Source organism: Variovorax sp. HW608, from assembly GCF_900090195.1.
GTDB lineage: Bacteria > Pseudomonadota > Gammaproteobacteria > Burkholderiales > Burkholderiaceae_C > Variovorax.
In genome coordinates this window covers 2,969,369-2,987,440 of record NZ_LT607803.1, presented here as the reverse complement: position 1 = coordinate 2,987,440, position 18,072 = coordinate 2,969,369, and the positions used below count along the sequence as shown (strand labels likewise).

Below are 18,072 nucleotides of genomic sequence, written 5' to 3'. Positions count from 1 at the left end.
TTGTCGCCACGACGCATTGCAAGAGACCCACCATGCACATCGCCATCCTCACCTTCGAAGGCTTCAACGAGCTCGACTCGCTCATTGCGCTCGGCATCCTCCATCGCATCAAGAAGGCGGATTGGCGGGTGTCGATCGCCAGCCCGACGGCGCGCGTGCGGTCGATGAACGGGGTGGTGCTCGAAGCCCAGGCCAGCCTGGAAGAAGCCAGCGCCGCCGATGCCGTCATCGTCGGCAGCGGCAGGCAAACGCGCGAGGTGTTCGCCGACCCGGCGCTGATGGCCCGACTGCGGCTCGACCCGTCCCGGCAGCTGCTCGGTGCGCAATGCTCCGGCACGCTCGTTCTTGCCAAGCTCGGGCTGCTCGACGGCGTGCCCGCCTGCACGGATCTGATCACGAAGCCTTGGGTCGAGGAGGCCGGCGTCTGTGTGCTGAACCAGCCCTTCGTCGCCAAAGGCAACGTCGCCACGGCGGGCGGCTGCCTGGCGTCTCAGTATCTGGCCGCGTGGATGATTGCTCGGCTGGAGGGCATCGAGGCGGCGAAAAGCGCGATGCACTACGTCGCTCCTGTGGGAGAGAAGGACGAGTACGTTTCTCGCGCCTTGCGGAACATCGCGCCCTACCTCGAGGGGGTCTTTGCGACGGCCTGAGGCCGCCGCAACTCACTTCGCGTTGCTCGCCGCGGCGGCGATGGCGTCGGCGACCTGGGCCGGCCTGGACACCTGCGGAACGTGCGACGTCGGCACGCTGACGACGTGCGCGGAGATCTTCTCCGCCATCGCCTTCTGCAGCGCCGGGTCGATCATGTGGTCCCGCTGTGTGAGGACGAACCACGAGGGCTTCGTCTTCCAGGCCGCGGTGCTCACCTTCTCCTCGAAGCTCCTGGCGCTGATTGGGCCTTGAGTCGCGGCCATCACCCGGGTTGTCGCCAGCGGCAGGTCCTGGGCGAAGTGCTTCGCCATGCCCTCTGCACTCAGGCTCAGAAAGCCCTCCTTGTCCTGCACGATGAAGTCCGAGCCGGGCGGCTTCGGATAGTCCTTGCCCAGCTCGGCGGCGGACCGACCTTCCGACGGCGCGAATGCAGCCACGTAGACGAGCGACTTCACCCGCTCATCGGCGCCCGCCTCCGAGATCACGACGCCGCCCCACGAATGGCCCACCAGAACGACGGGGCCGGTCTGTGCGTCCAGCGTGCGGCGCGTTGCCGCGACGTCGTCCGACAGCGATGTGAGGCAATACGGCGCTTGATCGACCGTCTCATCTGCACGCTCAGGTTGCGCAGGCCCTGAACAGCGATGTGCAGGTGCTGAAAGCGCATGCCGATTTGAAACCAGTCAGAAATGCGTTCCTTGGCTGCCGGCAACTTGCAAGCCCAGGCGATATCCTCCCCGCCGTCGGACAAGACAACAAGGGGTTGGTTGGGTGAATGTCGGCAGAGCCGAGAAAGGCCTGCTGCCGCAGCCCTGCCCATGGGTCGTAGCCAGTGGAGTAGGCATGCGCGAGGTTGCGGCCAGTCTGCGCATGTAGATCTTCGAGGCGATGACAGATAACCAACGGCGTCCCTCGACCTTGGATGTCGACCTGATGTAACCGGTGTCAATCTGAATGGCAACCTCGCTTCGTGCGCAGGGCGTTGGCGGCGTTGGCGCACCTCGGCAAGCAATGGCGGTGCTCTTGACGTTGTCTTGCACTTCCTGCTCAAGCCGTTCGCTGACGGTTCGCACAACGGTCTTCAGACTCGACGCGGCAAGTGCAGCGCCGCCTGGAAATGCATCGCGCAGGAAGATCTGGGCGAGACGATAGGACAGCACGCTGGCGTACCGACATTGGAGCCAGGCCCACTGCAGGTGAGTGCGTTCCGGCAACGCAAGGGCCAAGGGGTCGAATGTGGCGCGATCACAAGCCGTGAAACCGCAGCGAGCACATCGGGAATACAGCTGCGGGCTGTCCGGCTCGACCTTCCCGAAGGGCCGTGCGGTAGACCAGCGCTCTCATGCTCTTCGCGGCATGGCTTCGGCCGCAACCCTTGCAGCAGACAGCCGCCTTGAGGAAGGCGTCCACCTGCTCCTGCAGCACGACCGTCTGCAGTCTTTGCAAGACGTCGTGCGTCTCGCGGACAAGAAGACCGAGCCCTGACGAGGGCGCGCTGTCAGATTTCCTCACAACGGCACCGAGCACTACCGTGACTGGTGGCGCGCGGTCGCCACGGTCGACAACCGCCTGAATCGTGATTCGCGTGGGCAGCTCCGCTCAACAGTTTGAAGAGCGCGATCGTCGCACCCGCGGGTCGGCCTGACGACCGCCTCCGATTTGGCCACTCCCTAGCAATAAATGATCCTGGCTAGCGGAATTAACGCGCCCCAACACTAAGATCGTCATCACCACGCGGCCCACGCCGCTGCAGGACAAGGCCTTCAAGCTGCTCGGCGTCAAGCCTGCCTGTACCCAGTAAACCCCCCGCGCCTTGCTGAATAAACGCAGCAAGATCAAGCCCTTGCGCTCATTCGCAGCTCAAAGTTCGGCCTGGACAACAATCTTCTGTACGCTCGAGCCACGAAGCAGTTCGGTCTTCTCCGACTCGATCGTTCCATCGACGAACACCAATGTGTTCGTTGTCCTCGTGACCCGACCACGGGCTTCCAGGAACTGCCCTTCGCGCGCTGCAGCGAGGAACTGCGTGCTGAGCTGAACCGTCACGCATGCACGCCGACCCACGGCCTCCCAAGCGACGGCACTCACGACGTGATCGAAGAGCGCGCACAGCCCGCCGCCGTGGACGAAGCCCGCCGGATTCAGATGCTCTTGTGTTGCGAGGATGCCGTAGGCCCAGCCGTCATTCTCCTTTCTGGTCCAAAGAGGACCGAAGCGGTCCGCGAACCCGCCCAGTGAGCGTTGCTTCCAGCCGGCGAGTTGCAGCGCCTCGACTCGCTCGGTCATATCGTTCACACTCGCTCTCGACGACAACTCTTTGTCACTGTGCCAAAGCGGCGGACTCGGCCTGCATGTCTGCCGCGAGCGCTTGCAAGGTCGACGCGGTCAACGTGTCGGCCATGCCCAGCGCGGCTACAGCGTGAGTAACGCGACGCTGCGCATCAAGGATGGGAACGGCCAGCACTGAGATGCCGCTGATGTAGTTGCCTCGATCGACTGCGAACCCCTTTCGCTGGACCGACTTCACTTCCTTCAGCCACGTCTCGAACGAAGGTGGATTCTCCCAGTTCAATGACTTGAAGCGGCGTGCGAGTTCGCTGTCGGTCAGGCCGGAATAGTGCGCGATGATTCGCCCTGTTGCGCTGGTAAGAGCGGGCACCCTGCTGCCGACTTCCACATACAGGCGAAACGGTCCTCTTGACCTGGCCAGGGCGAGCACCACGAGGTCCTCAAGGCCCGAGACTTTCATCCCGATCGTGGTGACGTTCCATTGCTCGGCAATCCGGTCGAGTGCGCCTTGCAGGCGCGCAGAGAAGGGATTGTTCTCGACCACGCTGCGCGCCAGGGACAACACGCCGATATCGAGGCTGTATCGCTTCGTCCCTGGCTCGAGCCTGACCATTCCTTCTTCGACCAGGACACGAAGGATGTGGAGGCATGTGCTCGTCACCAGATCGAGTTGCTCCGAGATCGTCTTGAGCGACATCGGCTCGGAGCTTGCGGCTAGCAACCGAAGGATGGCGAGAGCGCGCGAGACCGCGGGTACGGGGCGAACGCGGGGACCCTTGACGGGCGGAGGCGTGGGTGCTGCGACAGGCATGGGAAGGGCGGATCACAAGGTTGGCGAAGCATACGACGCTTTGTCTCGCGCACATTCGCGTCGGCTTTCGGGTGTCTGGCATGCGAGTGAGACCTGGCTGTCGAAATTGTATATAGACAAGTTATAGACGCTATTGACAATTACAACGCGGACGCGCAAAGTCTCTCCATCACGAGCAACGAGAGACAGCGATGACGAAACTGACGCAGTTCACCTCCTACGCGAATGCGCAAGCGCACTGCAGCACCGCGGGCCTGTGGGAGCTGTTCGATGGCGACGCGCAGCGCATGAACATTGCGCACGAGTGCATCGATCGCCATGTGGAGGGAGACAACGAAGCGGTTGTCCTCGTGCGGGCCAACGGCGGGGACGAAGCGCTGAGCTTCCGGCAGATCTCGGAGGGCTCGTCGCGCTTCGCCCACTTCCTCGTGGAGCTGGGCATCCAGCCCGGCGACCGCGTCGCCGTGATGCTCGAGCCGTCGCTGGCGTTCTACGTGGCGATCTTCGGCGCGATGAAGATGGGTGCCATCGCGGTCCCGCTCTTCACGCTCTTCGGTCCGGACGGCATCCGCCTTCGGGTGCAGGACTGCAAGCCCAGGCTGCTCGTGACGAACCACGAGAAGGCAGAGGTCGTACCGGCGGGCGATGACCTCAAGGTGGTCGTCGCGGATGAGGCGTTCATTGCTTCGCTCGATCGCCTTGCGCCGCGGTTCGAGGTCAACACCCGGGCCGACGACCTTGCGATCTTTCAGTACACATCCGGAACCACGAGGGAATTGCCGGACGCGGTCAAACACACGCATCGCGCAATCGTCACGCTGATGCTTGCGGCGTTGTACGGAACGGGCGTGCGGCCGGGCGACCGCTTCATGTGTCCTTCGTCACCGGCCTGGGGGCATGGGCTCTGGCACGGAACGCTGGCGCCGCTCGCGATGGGCGTCACGATCGGCGCCTACGCCGGCAGGTTCAACGGCGAGCGGCTGTTGCAGGCGCTGGAGACGCACCGATTCAACAATCTCTCGGCCGCGGCGACACACTACCGGATGATGCGCAACTCGGGTGCCGCATCGAAGCACCGCTACGTCCTCGACAAGGTGTCGTTCACCGGCGAGCCGATCGACAGCGAGACCGCCGCGTTCATCGAGGCGACCTTCGGTCACAAGGCCTGCAGCATGTACGGCACGACCGAGATCGGCGTGTGCCTGGTGTCCTATCCCGGTGCACCGGACTTCCCGGTCAAGTCGGGATCGCTCGGAAAGCCGATCCCCGGCCTTCGCGTCGAGGTGCACGACATCGACGGCAACCCTTGCGCCCCCGGCGTGACCGGCGAGCTAAAGCTCTGGCGCCGTGGCGAATGGGTCCCGACGAAGGACCTTGGACGCGTCGACGAGGACGGGTATTTCTGGCACGGAGGCCGCGCGGACGACGTGATCATCTCGGCCGGCTGGACGATCGGTGCGGTGGAAGTCGAGGACGCGATCCTCAAGCACCCCGACGTGAAGGAAGCCGCAGCCATCGGCGTGCCGGACGCGCTGCGCGGACTGATCGTCAAGGCCTTCGTGGTCTCGGACCGGCCCGCGGGCGAGAAATTCATCGAGGAGATCCAGGACGCGGTCCGCACGCGCCTGAGCCAGCACGAGTACCCGCGGCAGGTCGCGTTCGTCGCCGAACTGCCGAAGACGCCCGCCGGAAAGATCCACCGGAAGAAGCTGCGCGAGCAAGAAGCCGCCGTCGCTTCCGCCCATTCGTAATCCCCCAATTTTTTTCAACAGGAGACGGCATGTCCACCACCACCGAAAGAACCTTCCCGAAGATCACCGACAACGGCCTGGACGAGCTGCGTGAGCGCATCGGCCTGAAGATTGGCGCGACGGCCGAGCCATGGTGCTACGAGGCGACGCGCGACAACATCCGCCACTATGCGCACGGTATCGGCGACGACAACCCGCTGTGGTGTGATCCGGACTACGCCGCGAAGACGAAGTACGGCGGCATCGTCGCGCTGCCGAGCTTTCTGTTCTCGACGAGCCGGATCGTCTCGGGCTATGTGGGCGGCCTGCCGGGCGTGCACGCCATGTGGTCGGGCGCCGACTGGGAATGGCACAAACCGGTCCATCGCAACGACACCATCCGGACCGAGGCCTACCTGAAGGACCTGATCGAGCACGAGACCCGCTTTGCCGGCCGCGCGGTGCAGCAGATCTATCACGTCGACTTCTTCAACCAGGAAGGCGACAAGGTGGCCGAGGCGGACAGCTGGTGCTTCCGCACCGAGCGCGATCATGCGCGCGAGCAGGGCAGCAAGTACAAGGAAGTGCGTGCCCGTGCGCCGCGCCGCTACTCGACCGAGGAGATCCAGGAGGCCTACAAGCTCTACGCCAAGGAAGAAGTTCGCGGCAGCACGCCTCGCTACTGGGAAGACGTGAAGGAAGGCGAGGCGCTCCCGGTGATGTTCAAGGGCCCGATGACGGTGACCGGCTTCATCGCCTATGCCCAAGGCTGGGGCGGGCTCTACATCCGGGCCAACAAGCTGGCGTGGAAGCTCATCGACGCGCACCCCGGTGTCGGCATCACGAACCGCTTCGGCATTTCGGACGTGCCGGAACGCGTGCACTGGGAAGAGGACTTCGCGCTCGAAGTCGGCGCTCCCGGCGCGTACGACTATGGGCCGGAGCGCACTTCGTGGCTCACGCATCACCTGACCAACTGGATGGGCGACGACGGCTTCCTGCGCAAGGCGCACTGCAAGATCCGCCGCCACAACCCCGAGGGCGACATGCTGTTCATCAAGGGCTACGTCAAGCGCAAGTTCGTCGAGAACGGCCGCCACCTCGTGGAAATTTCCCAGGAGGCGCACAACCAGGACGACGAACTGTCGGCGATCGGCTCGGGCATCGTGGAGTTGCCCGCGCGCGGTTGAGTCGCCTCGCCCCACCGGGGCGCAGGCTGGGCAGCACATCGGCACCGCCTGGCGCTTGGCCCGCGTAAATTCGCCAAGGCGGTTCCTTCCGGATTAGCTATGCCAAATACTTTAAGGCGAAGCGCCAGCGTGCACGGTGCGCTAGCAGGACTGCGGGTCATCGACCTGTCTAGGGTCCTGGCGGGTCCTTTGTGCACCCAGATGCTTTCCGATCATGGCGCCAATGTGATCAAGATCGAGCCGCCCACAGGCGACGAGACGCGGACACTCGGACCGCCGTTTAACGACGACGGCGACGCGGCCTACTTCACGGCGGTCAACCGGGGCAAGCGCGGAATCGCGTTGAACCTCGCGCACCTCGAAGGCCGCGAGACGCTCCTGAGCCTTCTGCAGGACGCCGACGTGCTCATCGAGAACTTCGTTCCCGGCACCATGCAGCGCTGGGGGATGGACTTCGAGGACGAGCTGAAGCCGAGGTTCCCCGGCCTCATCTACTGCTCGATCTCCGGGTTCGGGGCCGATGGTCCGCTCGGCGGTCTGCCTGGCTACGACGCCGTGCTGCAAGCCATGTGCGGCCTCATGAGCGTCAATGGCGACCCCGCGTCGGGCCCGACCCGCATGGGCGTTCCGATCGTCGATCACCTGACGGGCTACGCGGCGCTGACCGGCATCCTGCTCGCGTTGCACCACCGCGATCGAACGGGCCTTGGCCAACGGGTGGAAGCGACGCTGTTCGACACCGCGTTGAGCTTGCTGGTGCCGCATGGCGCGAACTGGATGCACTCGAACCAGGTTCCCGGCCTGCTCGGCAGCGCGCATCCGAACATCGCGCCTTACGACAAGTTCCAGTGCGAGGACGGGCAGGTCTTTCTCGGGATTCTCAATGACCGCCAGTTCGCCAAATTCTGCGCAGTCGTGGACCTTCAAGGGCTTGTGGGCGATCCGCGTTTCGCGACCAATGCCGCGCGCCTCCAGCATCGTGACGAACTGCAGCGGCAGATCGAAGCTGTGCTTGCTGGATGGAAGCGGGAAGCGGTGTGCGGCGCGCTGATGCGAAGCGGCGTGCCGGTCGGCCCCGTGCACACCGTGCCCGAAGCCTTCTCGCAGGCGCACGCGGTGCATCGCGGCATGAGCCTGAGCATCGATGGCTACAAGGGCATCGGTGTACCGGTTCGACTTTCGCGAACACCGGGCCGGCCCGGTCGAACTCCGCCGCGCTTCGGCCAGCACGTGCAAGAGGTTCTTGAAGAGGCGGGATTCGATCAACGACGGATCAGCCACCTGATGGCCATCAACGTCTGCCCGGAAGCGGCGCCCTGAAGCAAGGGCGACCGCGCAAACAGCCAATATAAGGAGACTATGCAATGGAACGGATCGTTAGCATCTTGATTGCGCTGGTCGCGCTCTTGAGCTCATCCCTCGTCTCGGCCCAGGCCTATCCCACCAAACCAATACGGATCATTGTTCCCTATCAGGCCGGGCAGGGCACTGATGTTGCAACCCGCTACCTGGCCGAGCATTTGGGCCGCGGACTCGGCCAACCCCTGGTGATCGAGAACCGCGCGGGCGCGGGCGGAAACATCGGCGCCGCCGAGGTGGCGCGCGCCGCTCCCGACGGCTATACCCTGCTCATGGGAACCAACGGAACCCATGTGCTCAACCAGTTTCTCTATCCATCCATTCCGTTTGATCCGGAGAAAGACTTCGAGCCGGTGGCACTGGTGAGCACCTTCCCCATGGTCATCCTCGCGAATCCGAACGCGCCCTACAAGAACATGGCTGACCTGCTGGCGGACGCGAAGGCGCGGCCCGATGTCGTCAACGTCGGCCTGCCGAGCACGACGTCGCGACTGGTGCTGGAGCTCATCCAGAAGCAGAGCGGCGTTGTCATGCGGTCCGTTCCGTACAAGGGATCCGGCACGTCCATGACCGATCTCATGGGTGGACAGGTGCTGGTCGGCATCGATACGGCGAGCGCGGCGCGTCCCTTCGTCGCGAACGGCAAGCTCAAGGCGCTGGCGGTGACGTCGCTCAAGGACTCGGCGCTTCTGCCGGGCGCGCGGCCCGCGGCCAGCCAGGGGTTGGAGGGATTCGAGGTCGTCGCGTGGAACGGACTCTATGCGCCCCATGGGACGCCTGCGGCGATCGTTCAGAAACTCAATGCGGAGATCGTCAAGATCCTGGCGCTGCCCGAAGCGCGGCAGCGACTCCTGGAACTTGGCCACGAAACCGCCGGTGGAACGCCGGACGGTCTGGACCGCTTCGCGCGCAGCGAACGGGAGAAGTGGGGACCTCTCATCAAGAGCGTCGGAATGAAACTCGAGTGAGCCGCGCGACCTTCCCTTCCTGAGACACTCTTGAATCCCGGCATGACGGCACTGACAACGAAACTGAACACACGCTCTGAGGAATTCCAGGCCAATGCGCAAGCCATGCGCGCCCTGGTCGACGACCTGCACGCCCAGTTCGCCAAAGTGGAAGCCGGCGGCGGCGAGGCCGCGCGCAGCAAGCACACCGCACGCGGCAAGCTGCTGCCGCGCGAGCGCGTCGCGCAACTGCTCGACCCCGGCACGCCCTTCCTGGAAATCTCCCCGCTCGCCGCGCACGCGATGTACCACGGCGCGGCGCCCGGCGCGGGCCTGATTGCCGGCATCGGCCGCGTGAGCGGCGTGGACTGCATGATCGTGTGCAACGACGCGACGGTGAAGGGCGGCACCTACTACCCGATGACCGTCAAGAAGCACCTGCGCGCGCAGGAGATCGCCGAGCAGAACCGCCTGCCGTGCATCTACCTCGTCGACTCCGGCGGCGCGAACCTGCCGAACCAGGATGAGGTGTTTCCGGACCGCGAGCACTTCGGCCGCATCTTCTACAACCAGGCGAACATGAGCGCGCAGGGCATCGCGCAGATCGCGGTGGTGATGGGTTCGTGCACCGCGGGCGGCGCGTATGTGCCGGCGATGAGCGACGAAAGCATCATCGTCAAGAACCAGGGCACCATCTTCCTGGGTGGCCCGCCGCTGGTGAAGGCGGCGACCGGCGAGGTGGTGACGGCCGAAGACCTGGGCGGCGGCGACGTGCACACGCGACTGTCGGGCGTGGCCGACCACCTGGCGCAGAACGACCTGCATGCGCTGGCGCTGGCGCGCACCGCGATCGCGAATCTGGGTGCCAACCGGGCGCAAGCGCCCGGTCCTTCTGTGGTCAGCGCCCCCGCCTACCCCGCGGAGGAACTCTATGGCGTGATCCCCGTCGACACCCGCAAGCCCTTCGATGTGCGCGAGATCATCGCGCGCATCGTCGACGGCAGCGAGTTCCACGAGTTCAAGGCGCGCTACGGCAACACGCTGGTCTGCGGCTTCGCCGAGATCGAGGGCATGCCGGTGGGCATCGTCGCCAACAACGGCATCCTGTTCTCCGAATCGGCGCAGAAGGGCGCGCACTTCATCGAGCTGTGCTGCCAGCGCAAGATCCCGCTGGTCTTCCTGCAGAACATCACCGGCTTCATGGTCGGGCGCAAGTACGAGAACGAAGGCATCGCACGCCACGGCGCCAAGATGGTGACGGCGGTGGCCACCGCCAGCGTGCCCAAGTTCACGATCATCATCGGCGGCAGCTTCGGCGCGGGCAACTACGGCATGTGCGGCCGCGCCTACTCGCCGCGCTTCCTCTGGATGTGGCCGAACGCGCGCATCAGCGTGATGGGCGGCGAGCAGGCCGCGAGCGTGCTCGCCACCGTCAAGCGCGACGGCATCGAGGCCAAGGGCGGCCAATGGAGCGCGGAGGAGGAAGAAGCCTTCAAGGCGCCGATCCGCCAGCAGTACGAGCTGCAGGGCCATCCCTACTACGCCACCGCGCGCTTGTGGGACGACGGCATCATCGACCCCGCCGACACGCGCCGCGTGCTGGCGCTGGGCCTGGCCGCTGCGCGCAATGCGCCGATCCCCGGGCCGAAGTTCGGCGTCTTCCGCATGTAGTGCGCAATGATCAAAAAGGAAGGAAGCCCGAATGGAATTCACGACGCTCGAACTGACCATCGATGACGCGGTGGCGAGGATCTGGTTGAACCGCCCGGAAATGCGCAACGCCATTGACGAAGTGTTCATCCGCGAACTGTGTGTCGCCTTTGCCGAGATCGAAGCGGTGCCTGGCGTGCGCGCCGTGGTGCTGGGCGCCCGTGGGCCCTCGTTGTGTGCTGGCGCGAATCTCAATTGGATGCGAAGGGCCGCCGAGTTCACGCCTGAACAGAACCTGCAGGATGCGGCGGGCCTGCCGCGCATGCTGCGCACCTTGTCCGAAAGCCGGCTGCCGGTGATCGCGCGCATCCAGGGCGACGTGTATGCGGGCGGCGTGGGGCTTGTGGCCGCGGCCGATGTAGCCATTGCGGTGGAAGGCGCGCACTTCTGCCTGAGCGAGGTGAAGATCGGCCTGATTCCCGCCACCATCAGTCCCTACGTGATTCGAGCAATGGGAGCGCGTGCGGCCCAGCGCTACTTCCTGACAGGGGAGCGCTTTCCGGCCGATGAGGCGCGTCGCATGGGGCTCGTGCACGAGGTGGTGACAGCCGATGCGCTGGACCTCAAGGTGGACGAGGTGCTCAAAAACATCGTCGCCGCGGGCCCCTCGGCCGTCGGCGAATGCAAGCAATTGCTGCGCGATGTCACGGGTCGGCCGATCGATTCCGCGCTTTCCGATGAGACCGTGCGCCGCATCGCCGCCATCCGCGCGAGCGACGAAGGGCAGGAGGGCCTGCGGGCCTTCCTCGAAAAACGCAAACCTGTGTGGGCCGCCTGATGCGAGCCAGCATCTGAGTCCTGCACGCCGCCAATTTGAAAGCTTCGTATTGTGTTCAAGAAGATCCTGATCGCGAACCGTGGAGAGATTGCCTGCCGTGTGGCCGCGACCGCGCGCCGCATGGCGGTGCGCACCGTTGCGGTGTACTCGGATGCCGATGCGCATGCCAACCATGTCCGCGCCTGCGAAGAATCGGTCCACATCGGCGGCAGCGCGCCCAAGGACAGCTACCTGCGCTGGGAGAAGATCCTGGCAGCCGCGAAGGCGACCGGCGCGGAGGCCGTGCACCCCGGCTACGGCTTCCTCAGCGAGAACGAGGAGTTCGCGCAGGCCTGCGCCGACGCCGGCCTGGCGTTCATCGGCCCCCCGCCCTCGGCGATCAAGGCGATGGGCCTGAAGGCCGAATCCAAGCAATTGATGGAGAAGGCCGGCGTGCCGCTGGTGCCCGGCTACCACGGCAGCGACCAGCACCCCGAGCTGCTCCAGCGCGAAGCCGACCGCATCGGCTACCCGGTGCTCATCAAGGCCAGTGCGGGCGGCGGCGGCAAGGGCATGCGGGTCGTCGAGAAGAAGGGCGACTTCGCGGCGGCATTGGCCTCGTGCCAGCGCGAGGCGATCAACAGCTTCGGCGACGATGCGGTGCTGATCGAGAGATACGTGCAGCGCCCGCGCCACATCGAGATCCAGGTGTTCGGCGACACCCAGGGCCACTACGTCTACCTGTTCGAGCGCGACTGCTCGGTGCAGCGCCGCCATCAGAAGGTGCTCGAAGAAGCGCCCGCGCCGGGCATGACCGAAGCGATGCGCAAGCAGATGGGCGAAGCCGCGGTGGCGGCAGCGCGTGCAGTGAACTACGTCGGCGCAGGCACCGTCGAGTTCATCGTCGAGCAGCGCGACGACGGACACATGAACTTTTTCTTCATGGAGATGAACACCCGCCTGCAGGTCGAGCACCCGGTGACCGAAGCGATCACCGGCCTCGACCTGGTCGAATGGCAACTGCGCGTGGCCGCCGGCGAGAGCCTGCCGCTGAAGCAGGAGCAGCTCCAGATCCACGGCCACGCGATCGAGGCCCGCATCTGCGCGGAAAACCCCGACAACAACTTCCTGCCCGCGACCGGCACGCTGCACGTCTATCGCAAGCCGGCGCAGCACACCGCCTTCCAGCGCAGCCGCGTGCGCATCGACGACGGCGTGCGCGAGGGCGGCGTGATCTCGCCCTTCTACGACTCGATGATCGCCAAGCTCATCGTGCACGGCAGCACGCGCGAGGAGGCGCTGGCGCGGCTCGACCAGGCGCTCGCGCAGACGCACATCGTCGGCGTCGCGACCAACGTGCAGTTCCTGTGCGGCATCCTGCGCACCGATTCCTTCGCCCACGCGAAGCTCGACACCGCGCTGATCGAGCGCGAGCGCGACGTGCTCTTCGACCGGGAGCCGCTCGGCCTGCCGCTGGCCGCCGCCGCGTCGATTGCGCGCACGCTGCTGGCCGAAGCCGCGACCGCCACCGCCGACCCGTTCAGCCGTCGCGATGGCTGGCAGGTGCAGGGTGTCACCGTGCGGCCGTTCGAATTCGAGTTCCGCAGCGAGACGAAGACCGCCGAGCTGCGCTATCTGCACGACGGCGCGCTCTCGCTGAAGGTCGGCGACGTGGCGGGCCCGCTGGAGATCGGCAGCTTTCCCTCGGGCGAGATCGAGCTGCAGTTCAACGGCCAGCGGCACACGCTCAATGTGTACGAGGACCCGTCCGCGGTTCATGTCTTCGCGGCGGACGGCGCGACGAAGATCACCACGGTCGACCGCCTGGCCCATGCCGGCGACACCCATGCCGAAGGCGGCCGCCTGACCGCGCCGATGCCCGGCAAGGTCGCGTCCTTCGCGGTCCGGGCCGGCGACAAGGTCAGCCGCGGCCAGCCGCTCGCGGTGATGGAGGCCATGAAGATGGAGCACACCATCACAGCGCCGTCGGATGGGACCGTGGAGGAGCTGTTGTTCGCGCCGGGGGACCAGGTGGCCGAGGGCGCGGAGCTGCTTCGGCTGGCAGGTGCAGCGCCGGCAACGTAGGTTGAATCGTCGTATCAACCGAAAAGAACATGGCATATCCCAAACGCGTCAAGCTCGTGGATGTCGGACCACGCGACGGCTTGCAGAACGAAGCACAACCCGTTTCGGCGGGCGTCAAGATCGAACTTGTGCATCGTCTGCAGAATGCCGGCCTGAAAGACATCGAGGTCACCAGCTACGTCAGCCGGAAATGGATGCCCCAAATGGCCGATAACTCGCAAGTGATGTGCGGCATTCGACGCGCCCCCGGAGTGCGCTACTCTGTCCTCGCGCCCAACATGAAAGGCCTTGAAGCGGCGCTTGCTGCGGAACGCCCAAAGTGGCCCGATGAAATCGTCGTTTTCGGTTCAGCGAGCGAGACCTTCAGTCACAAGAACATCAACTGTTCCATCGCCGAGAGCATTGAAAGATTCGCTCCAGTCGTCGCCGCCGCGCGCGAGAACGGCATTCATGTGCGTGGGGCGATGTCATGTGCGGTCGGCTGCCCTTACGAGGGCGATATTGTGCCGGATGCGGTGGGCCGCCTTGCGAGGACGATGAAAGACATCGGGGTGCAGCACGTAGGGGTTGCCGACACCATCGGCGTAGGTACACCCGGACGGGTGCAGCGCGCCCTCGAGGCCGTGCTTGCAACCTACGCCATCGATGACGTTTCAGGACATTTTCACGACACCTATGGCCTTGCCCTGTCCAACGTGCTGGCAAGCATGGAACTGGGCATATGGCAGTTCGACACGTCTGTTGCAGGGCTGGGCGGCTGTCCCTGTGCCAAGGGTGCAACGGGCAACGTCGCGACAGAAGACGTCGTCTACACGTTGCAGAGCGTCGGCGTTGAAACCGGCATCGACCTCGACAAGTTGATTGATGCGGGGGTCTATATCAGCCATGCGCTCGGGCGCGAACCGAACTCGCGCGCTTCCAGGGCATTGCGGGTCAAGCGTGTCAGTGCGGGACTATGTCACTGACGCACTGGTTTCGGGGCAGGTGAGCTCGCGTTCAAGAAGGCTTCCAGGCACGAATCTCCGCAGTTCCAGCGGGACGGTATCCGCATCGGTGCGATCCCAACTCTACCGCCAGCCGCGCGGCTGCGGCTACACCGAGCGCTTGGCCGAGCGAGCGACGCGCTCTGGAGCAGGACCGCCTTCGCCCCTCGTCACGTCCTGCCAGGGCATGGATGCTCTCAGCAAACGTGCGACGCTGGCACTCCAATTTCGGGCGTCTCAAGCGACGAACTTCCACCGACGCGACTACCTGCTTCTCGATGCACAGACGTTCGGCCAGGCGCTCAGCAAGCTTGCCACAAGGCTGTGTCACTGAATTGCGGAAGTCTCGGCCTTCGAAAAGTAGGCGGCGCGCAGCGCCTTCTTGTCGATCTTGCCCGCCGCGGTGAGCGGCAATGAATCGACGAACTCGATCGACTTCGGTACCTGCGCGGCGCCCTTTTTCTCGCGAACCAGTGTCCGCAGCGAGTCAGCAGAAGGCTTCTCGCCGGCGCGCAATACGACGATTGCGGTGACGGCTTCGCCCCAATATGCGTCGGGCACGCCGATCACCGCGCAGCTGGCCACGGCCGGATGACCGCCAAGAACGTCCTCGACTTCACGCGGGTACACGTTGAAGCCGCCAGTGACGATCACGTCCTTCTTGCGATCGACGATTCGCATGAATCCACTCTCATCGCGGATCGCGACGTCGCCCGTGTGCAGCCAGCCGCCGGCAAGGGCTTCGGCGCTCTGCTCCGGGCGGTCGTGGTAGCCAGCCATGACGAGCGGGCCTCGGACGCAGATCTCACCCGGCATGCCATCCGGCACTGGGCGCATCTGCTCATCGAGGAGGGAAACGTGCACCCAGGGAACGGGGCGTCCGCAGGACGCGAGGCGTTGAGGGTCGTCCGCGACATGATCGTCTCGGCGCATGACGCAAATCGTCATGGGCGCTTCGACCTGACCGTAGAACTGGAAGAAGACGGGCCCGAGCCGGGCAATGCCCTCGCGCAATCGCGTGGGTGACATCATGGAGGCGCCATAGAAGATCGTCTCGAGGCTCGACAGGTCGAACTCCGAAAAGCGGGGGTGATCCAACAGAGCGTAGATCATCGTCGGCACGAGGAGGACGCAATTGATCCGGTACTTCTCAATGGCTTGAAGCACCATCAGTGGATCGAACGATGGCATGATCACCATCGAGCCGCCTCTCAGCAGGGTAGGCAGGAACATCGCGGAGCCTGCGTGGCTGAGATGCGCGCACATCAGCTGCCGCATCTCGGAGGGCCACTCCCACTCCGAGAGCATGATGCTCAGCATGGCGCTGCCAACTCGATGCGTGCCGGAAACCGCCTTCGGCTTGCCCGTTGTGCCGCCGGAATAGGCAAGGCGATACAGATCATCGGCACTGGAGCTCGGCGCTGTCAGGGCTGTGGGTCGCATCCCGCGCGCCAGCTCGCACAGATCGTGTCCGACTCCTGAGGGCCCGAGCGAAACGATGAGTAGGCCTTCGACCCGTTCTGCCAGCGCCATGCCGCGCTCCATGTAGCGCGAGGGATCGACTATCAGCGCCTCCATCTTCGAATCGTTGACGACGTAAACATAGTCGTCAAGCGAACCCAGAGGATGCATCGGTACGATGACGTATTCGCCCAAAAGGCAGGCACCCGTGATCGCAAGCACTTCGGGCCGATTCGCTGATAGCACGCCAATTCGCGCGCCACGCCGGAGACCGAGCGACCGCAGCGCCTGAAGATACTGGCTGACCAGTTCGGCGTAGCCGCCCGCAGTAAGCATCTGGCCATCGTCGTAGTACAGAAACGGTCGGCTCGGGTCGTAGCTCAGGGCATGTACCAGCAGCTGAGGCTGGAAAACGCCCTGGTAGGGGCCTTCAAGGGTGGTCATCGGTTGGTGCGTGGGGAGCTTCATGATCGAGTCCATCTTTCTTGCTGAGGTCGAGACTGCCGATGGTGTGCGCCTACCCAGGGATATCCGCTTCGGGCCAGGTGCTCATGAGAGGTGTCTTCTTCACGGTTGCAGCCCGTGTCTTGAATTTCCAGACGCCATCGACCTTTTCATAGACATCCCGATATACGCCGATCCATGCAACCTGATAGTTCTTCTTGCCTGTTCTGAGTTCCAGGCTCACGATGCCCGTCCCGTGGTCCGAGTCCTGCAGATCGATCAGGTGATTGCATAAGTGTGGCCACGGATCGAGCAACTCGAATCCGTCTGCGTAGACCTTGCGGACTGCGGACAGCCCCTGTTTCTCATTGCCATCCGCAATCACCGAGCGTTCGAAGTCGACTGAGGCGCCATTGTCCGCAAAGAGTGACATGACGAGGTCTGCATTCTTGTCTCGAACGGCGTGTGCGTAGCGCACGACAAGCTGCTCGATCTGCATCCGGTCGTACAGTTCTGCGACCCGTTGCGACAGTGTCGAAGTCTCGCACTGGTCGGCGCCAGGTGAATCCTGATTCATGATATTCCTCATGCCCTGGCGTGCAGGTCGACAAATCGGCGCCATTGAGAGTGCAGTGCCTGGCTATCGATATCGCTGACGGTGGCCATCATCCCGCCCAGGAACGGCAACTGCATTTCGACCTTCTCGGCAAGCTCGACAGCACAACCCCAATCCTTCAGGCACGCCTTCACCATCCTGACGAAGTAATCGGGGTCACTGGACAACACGTCCATGTTGGCGACCGTTTCACCGACGTCGTGTGTCCAGAAATTCTGGCCGGCTCCTTTCTCGAGTATGGCGGCGACACTCGATGGGGGCATGCCGTAGGCCACGCCCAGGCGGTAGCACTCCTGCATCAGATACATGTTCGCGATCCCGAGCATGTTGTTGAGGATCTTGGCAGTCAGGCCTCCTCCGAGTGCGCCACATCTGACGACTTCACGACCCATCAGTCGCAGCACCGTTTCAGCATGCGCTACATCTGCGGGATCGCCGCCGGCCAGAATCAGCAGTTTGCCCTGCTCGGCGAGAATCGGTCCGCCGGTTACCGGAGCGTCGACGGTGTGGACGCCTTTCTGGGACAAGCCGGCCGCGATCTGGCGCGCCTCATCCGGCATGATGGTGCTCATGATCAGGACGAGCGGCGGGGTGGAGGGGTCGATGGCCGAGAGCAACCCAGACGGACCAAGGGTCGCACTCAGTGCCTCGGTGCCATTCATCACGAAGATGATCACGACATCGGCCGAGGCGCACTCTGCAGGTGTCGCGGCAATGGCCGCTCCATCTGCGGCGAAGGCCTTCTGCACCGAAGCTGCCGGATCGCAGATGATCAGTTCGTGACCTTCCCGCATGAGCAGACGCGCGAGTCGGCCCCCCATCTGTCCTGCGCCGATGAATGCAATTCTGCGGAACTCCGGATCGATGACCGGTTGACTTGGTTGCATGAATGGTGCTCCTTGGGTGTGGCGAATCGTCTTCTGCCGAATGTCGGCGTCGCGCCAGATTAAGGTCACGAGCACTCGCCTCACAAGTACGCACGCAAAAGTGCGCTGCCCATGTCAACGTGGGTGACGCAGGTGGCGAGTCACACCGGACT

Annotated in this window: 15 protein-coding genes; 9 read left to right on the top strand and 6 right to left on the bottom strand. The window is 64.3% G+C overall.

Features of this window, described 5'->3' with window-relative positions:
- The first annotated feature begins 32 nt into the window (after positions 1-32).
- The gene (locus VAR608DRAFT_RS13940; protein ID WP_088954596.1) at positions 33-650 is read left to right on the top strand and encodes a DJ-1/PfpI family protein; all 618 of its coding nucleotides are present in this window, start codon (positions 33-35) and stop codon (positions 648-650) included.
- 12 nt (positions 651-662) lie between these two features.
- Here the strand turns inward: VAR608DRAFT_RS13940 and VAR608DRAFT_RS13935 are convergent, their stop codons facing one another.
- The 3 genes from VAR608DRAFT_RS13935 to VAR608DRAFT_RS13925 form a co-directional block, all read right to left on the bottom strand.
- Positions 663-1,334: an alpha/beta fold hydrolase gene (locus VAR608DRAFT_RS13935; protein ID WP_088954595.1), complete on the bottom strand. Its 672-nt coding sequence runs from the start codon at positions 1,332-1,334 to the stop codon at positions 663-665.
- A gap of 1,177 nt (positions 1,335-2,511) precedes the next feature.
- Positions 2,512-2,937 (bottom strand): PaaI family thioesterase, encoded by a 426-nt coding sequence (locus VAR608DRAFT_RS13930; protein WP_088954594.1) that lies wholly within the window; start codon positions 2,935-2,937, stop codon positions 2,512-2,514.
- Positions 2,938-2,971: 34 nt separating this feature from the next.
- Positions 2,972-3,751 (bottom strand): IclR family transcriptional regulator, encoded by a 780-nt coding sequence (locus tag VAR608DRAFT_RS13925; RefSeq protein ID WP_088954593.1) that lies wholly within the window; start codon positions 3,749-3,751, stop codon positions 2,972-2,974.
- Positions 3,752-3,942: 191 nt separating this feature from the next.
- Between VAR608DRAFT_RS13925 and VAR608DRAFT_RS13920 the strand changes: the two genes are divergently transcribed.
- The 8 genes from VAR608DRAFT_RS13920 to VAR608DRAFT_RS13885 all read left to right on the top strand — a co-directional run bounded on the left by VAR608DRAFT_RS13920 (position 3,943) and on the right by VAR608DRAFT_RS13885 (position 14,494).
- Positions 3,943-5,502 (top strand): acyl-CoA synthetase, encoded by a 1,560-nt coding sequence (locus VAR608DRAFT_RS13920; RefSeq protein WP_088954592.1) that lies wholly within the window; start codon positions 3,943-3,945, stop codon positions 5,500-5,502.
- Positions 5,503-5,531: 29 nt separating this feature from the next.
- Positions 5,532-6,671 carry an FAS1-like dehydratase domain-containing protein gene (locus tag VAR608DRAFT_RS13915; RefSeq protein ID WP_088954591.1) on the top strand — a complete coding sequence of 380 codons (1,140 nt, stop codon included), beginning with the start codon at positions 5,532-5,534 and terminating at the stop codon, positions 6,669-6,671.
- 201 nt (positions 6,672-6,872) lie between these two features.
- Positions 6,873-7,991, top strand: a complete 1,119-nt coding sequence (locus tag VAR608DRAFT_RS13910; RefSeq protein ID WP_231973500.1) for a CoA transferase — start codon at positions 6,873-6,875, stop codon at positions 7,989-7,991.
- 44 nt (positions 7,992-8,035) lie between these two features.
- On the top strand, positions 8,036-8,998 hold the full coding sequence (locus VAR608DRAFT_RS13905) for a Bug family tripartite tricarboxylate transporter substrate binding protein (RefSeq protein WP_088954589.1): 963 nt from the start codon (positions 8,036-8,038) through the stop codon (positions 8,996-8,998).
- 42 nt (positions 8,999-9,040) lie between these two features.
- A complete protein-coding gene (locus tag VAR608DRAFT_RS13900; RefSeq protein WP_088954588.1) occupies positions 9,041-10,648 on the top strand; it encodes a carboxyl transferase domain-containing protein in 1,608 nt (535 codons plus the stop codon).
- A gap of 31 nt (positions 10,649-10,679) precedes the next feature.
- Positions 10,680-11,465 carry an enoyl-CoA hydratase/isomerase family protein gene (locus VAR608DRAFT_RS13895; protein ID WP_088954587.1) on the top strand — a complete coding sequence of 262 codons (786 nt, stop codon included), beginning with the start codon at positions 10,680-10,682 and terminating at the stop codon, positions 11,463-11,465.
- 51 nt (positions 11,466-11,516) lie between these two features.
- A complete protein-coding gene (locus VAR608DRAFT_RS13890) occupies positions 11,517-13,529 on the top strand; it encodes an acetyl/propionyl/methylcrotonyl-CoA carboxylase subunit alpha (RefSeq protein WP_088954586.1) in 2,013 nt (670 codons plus the stop codon).
- 29 nt (positions 13,530-13,558) lie between these two features.
- Positions 13,559-14,494 carry a hydroxymethylglutaryl-CoA lyase gene (locus VAR608DRAFT_RS13885; RefSeq protein WP_088954585.1) on the top strand — a complete coding sequence of 312 codons (936 nt, stop codon included), beginning with the start codon at positions 13,559-13,561 and terminating at the stop codon, positions 14,492-14,494.
- 345 nt (positions 14,495-14,839) lie between these two features.
- Here the strand turns inward: VAR608DRAFT_RS13885 and VAR608DRAFT_RS13880 are convergent, their stop codons facing one another.
- The 3 genes from VAR608DRAFT_RS13880 to VAR608DRAFT_RS13870 are packed head-to-tail and all read right to left on the bottom strand — an operon-like array spanning position 14,840 to position 17,989.
- The gene (locus tag VAR608DRAFT_RS13880) at positions 14,840-16,441 is read right to left on the bottom strand and encodes an AMP-binding protein (RefSeq protein WP_197700523.1); all 1,602 of its coding nucleotides are present in this window, start codon (positions 16,439-16,441) and stop codon (positions 14,840-14,842) included.
- Between the two features lie 49 nt (positions 16,442-16,490).
- A complete protein-coding gene (locus tag VAR608DRAFT_RS13875; RefSeq protein WP_157730935.1) occupies positions 16,491-16,994 on the bottom strand; it encodes a nuclear transport factor 2 family protein in 504 nt (167 codons plus the stop codon).
- Positions 16,995-17,002: 8 nt separating this feature from the next.
- Positions 17,003-17,989 carry an NAD(P)-dependent oxidoreductase gene (locus VAR608DRAFT_RS13870; protein ID WP_157730933.1) on the bottom strand — a complete coding sequence of 329 codons (987 nt, stop codon included), beginning with the start codon at positions 17,987-17,989 and terminating at the stop codon, positions 17,003-17,005.
- Positions 17,990-18,072: the final 83 nt, after the last annotated feature.

Bases quoted from the DNA above. Each gene is read 5' to 3' on its own strand.
- VAR608DRAFT_RS13885 (WP_088954585.1), top strand. From the start codon at position 13,559: ATGGCATATCCCAAACGCGTCAAGCTCGTGGATGTCGGACCACGCGAC.
- VAR608DRAFT_RS13930 (WP_088954594.1), bottom strand. From the start codon at position 2,937: ATGACCGAGCGAGTCGAGGCGCTGCAACTCGCCGGCTGGAAGCAACGC.
- VAR608DRAFT_RS13900 (WP_088954588.1), top strand. From the start codon at position 9,041: ATGACGGCACTGACAACGAAACTGAACACACGCTCTGAGGAATTCCAG.
- VAR608DRAFT_RS13880 (WP_197700523.1), bottom strand. From the start codon at position 16,441: ATGAAGCTCCCCACGCACCAACCGATGACCACCCTTGAAGGCCCCTAC.
- VAR608DRAFT_RS13910 (WP_231973500.1), top strand. From the start codon at position 6,873: ATGCTTTCCGATCATGGCGCCAATGTGATCAAGATCGAGCCGCCCACA.
- VAR608DRAFT_RS13920 (WP_088954592.1), top strand. From the start codon at position 3,943: ATGACGAAACTGACGCAGTTCACCTCCTACGCGAATGCGCAAGCGCAC.
- VAR608DRAFT_RS13905 (WP_088954589.1), top strand. From the start codon at position 8,036: ATGGAACGGATCGTTAGCATCTTGATTGCGCTGGTCGCGCTCTTGAGC.
- VAR608DRAFT_RS13875 (WP_157730935.1), bottom strand. From the start codon at position 16,994: ATGAATCAGGATTCACCTGGCGCCGACCAGTGCGAGACTTCGACACTG.
- VAR608DRAFT_RS13915 (WP_088954591.1), top strand. From the start codon at position 5,532: ATGTCCACCACCACCGAAAGAACCTTCCCGAAGATCACCGACAACGGC.
- VAR608DRAFT_RS13940 (WP_088954596.1), top strand. From the start codon at position 33: ATGCACATCGCCATCCTCACCTTCGAAGGCTTCAACGAGCTCGACTCG.
- VAR608DRAFT_RS13925 (WP_088954593.1), bottom strand. From the start codon at position 3,751: ATGCCTGTCGCAGCACCCACGCCTCCGCCCGTCAAGGGTCCCCGCGTT.
- VAR608DRAFT_RS13895 (WP_088954587.1), top strand. From the start codon at position 10,680: ATGGAATTCACGACGCTCGAACTGACCATCGATGACGCGGTGGCGAGG.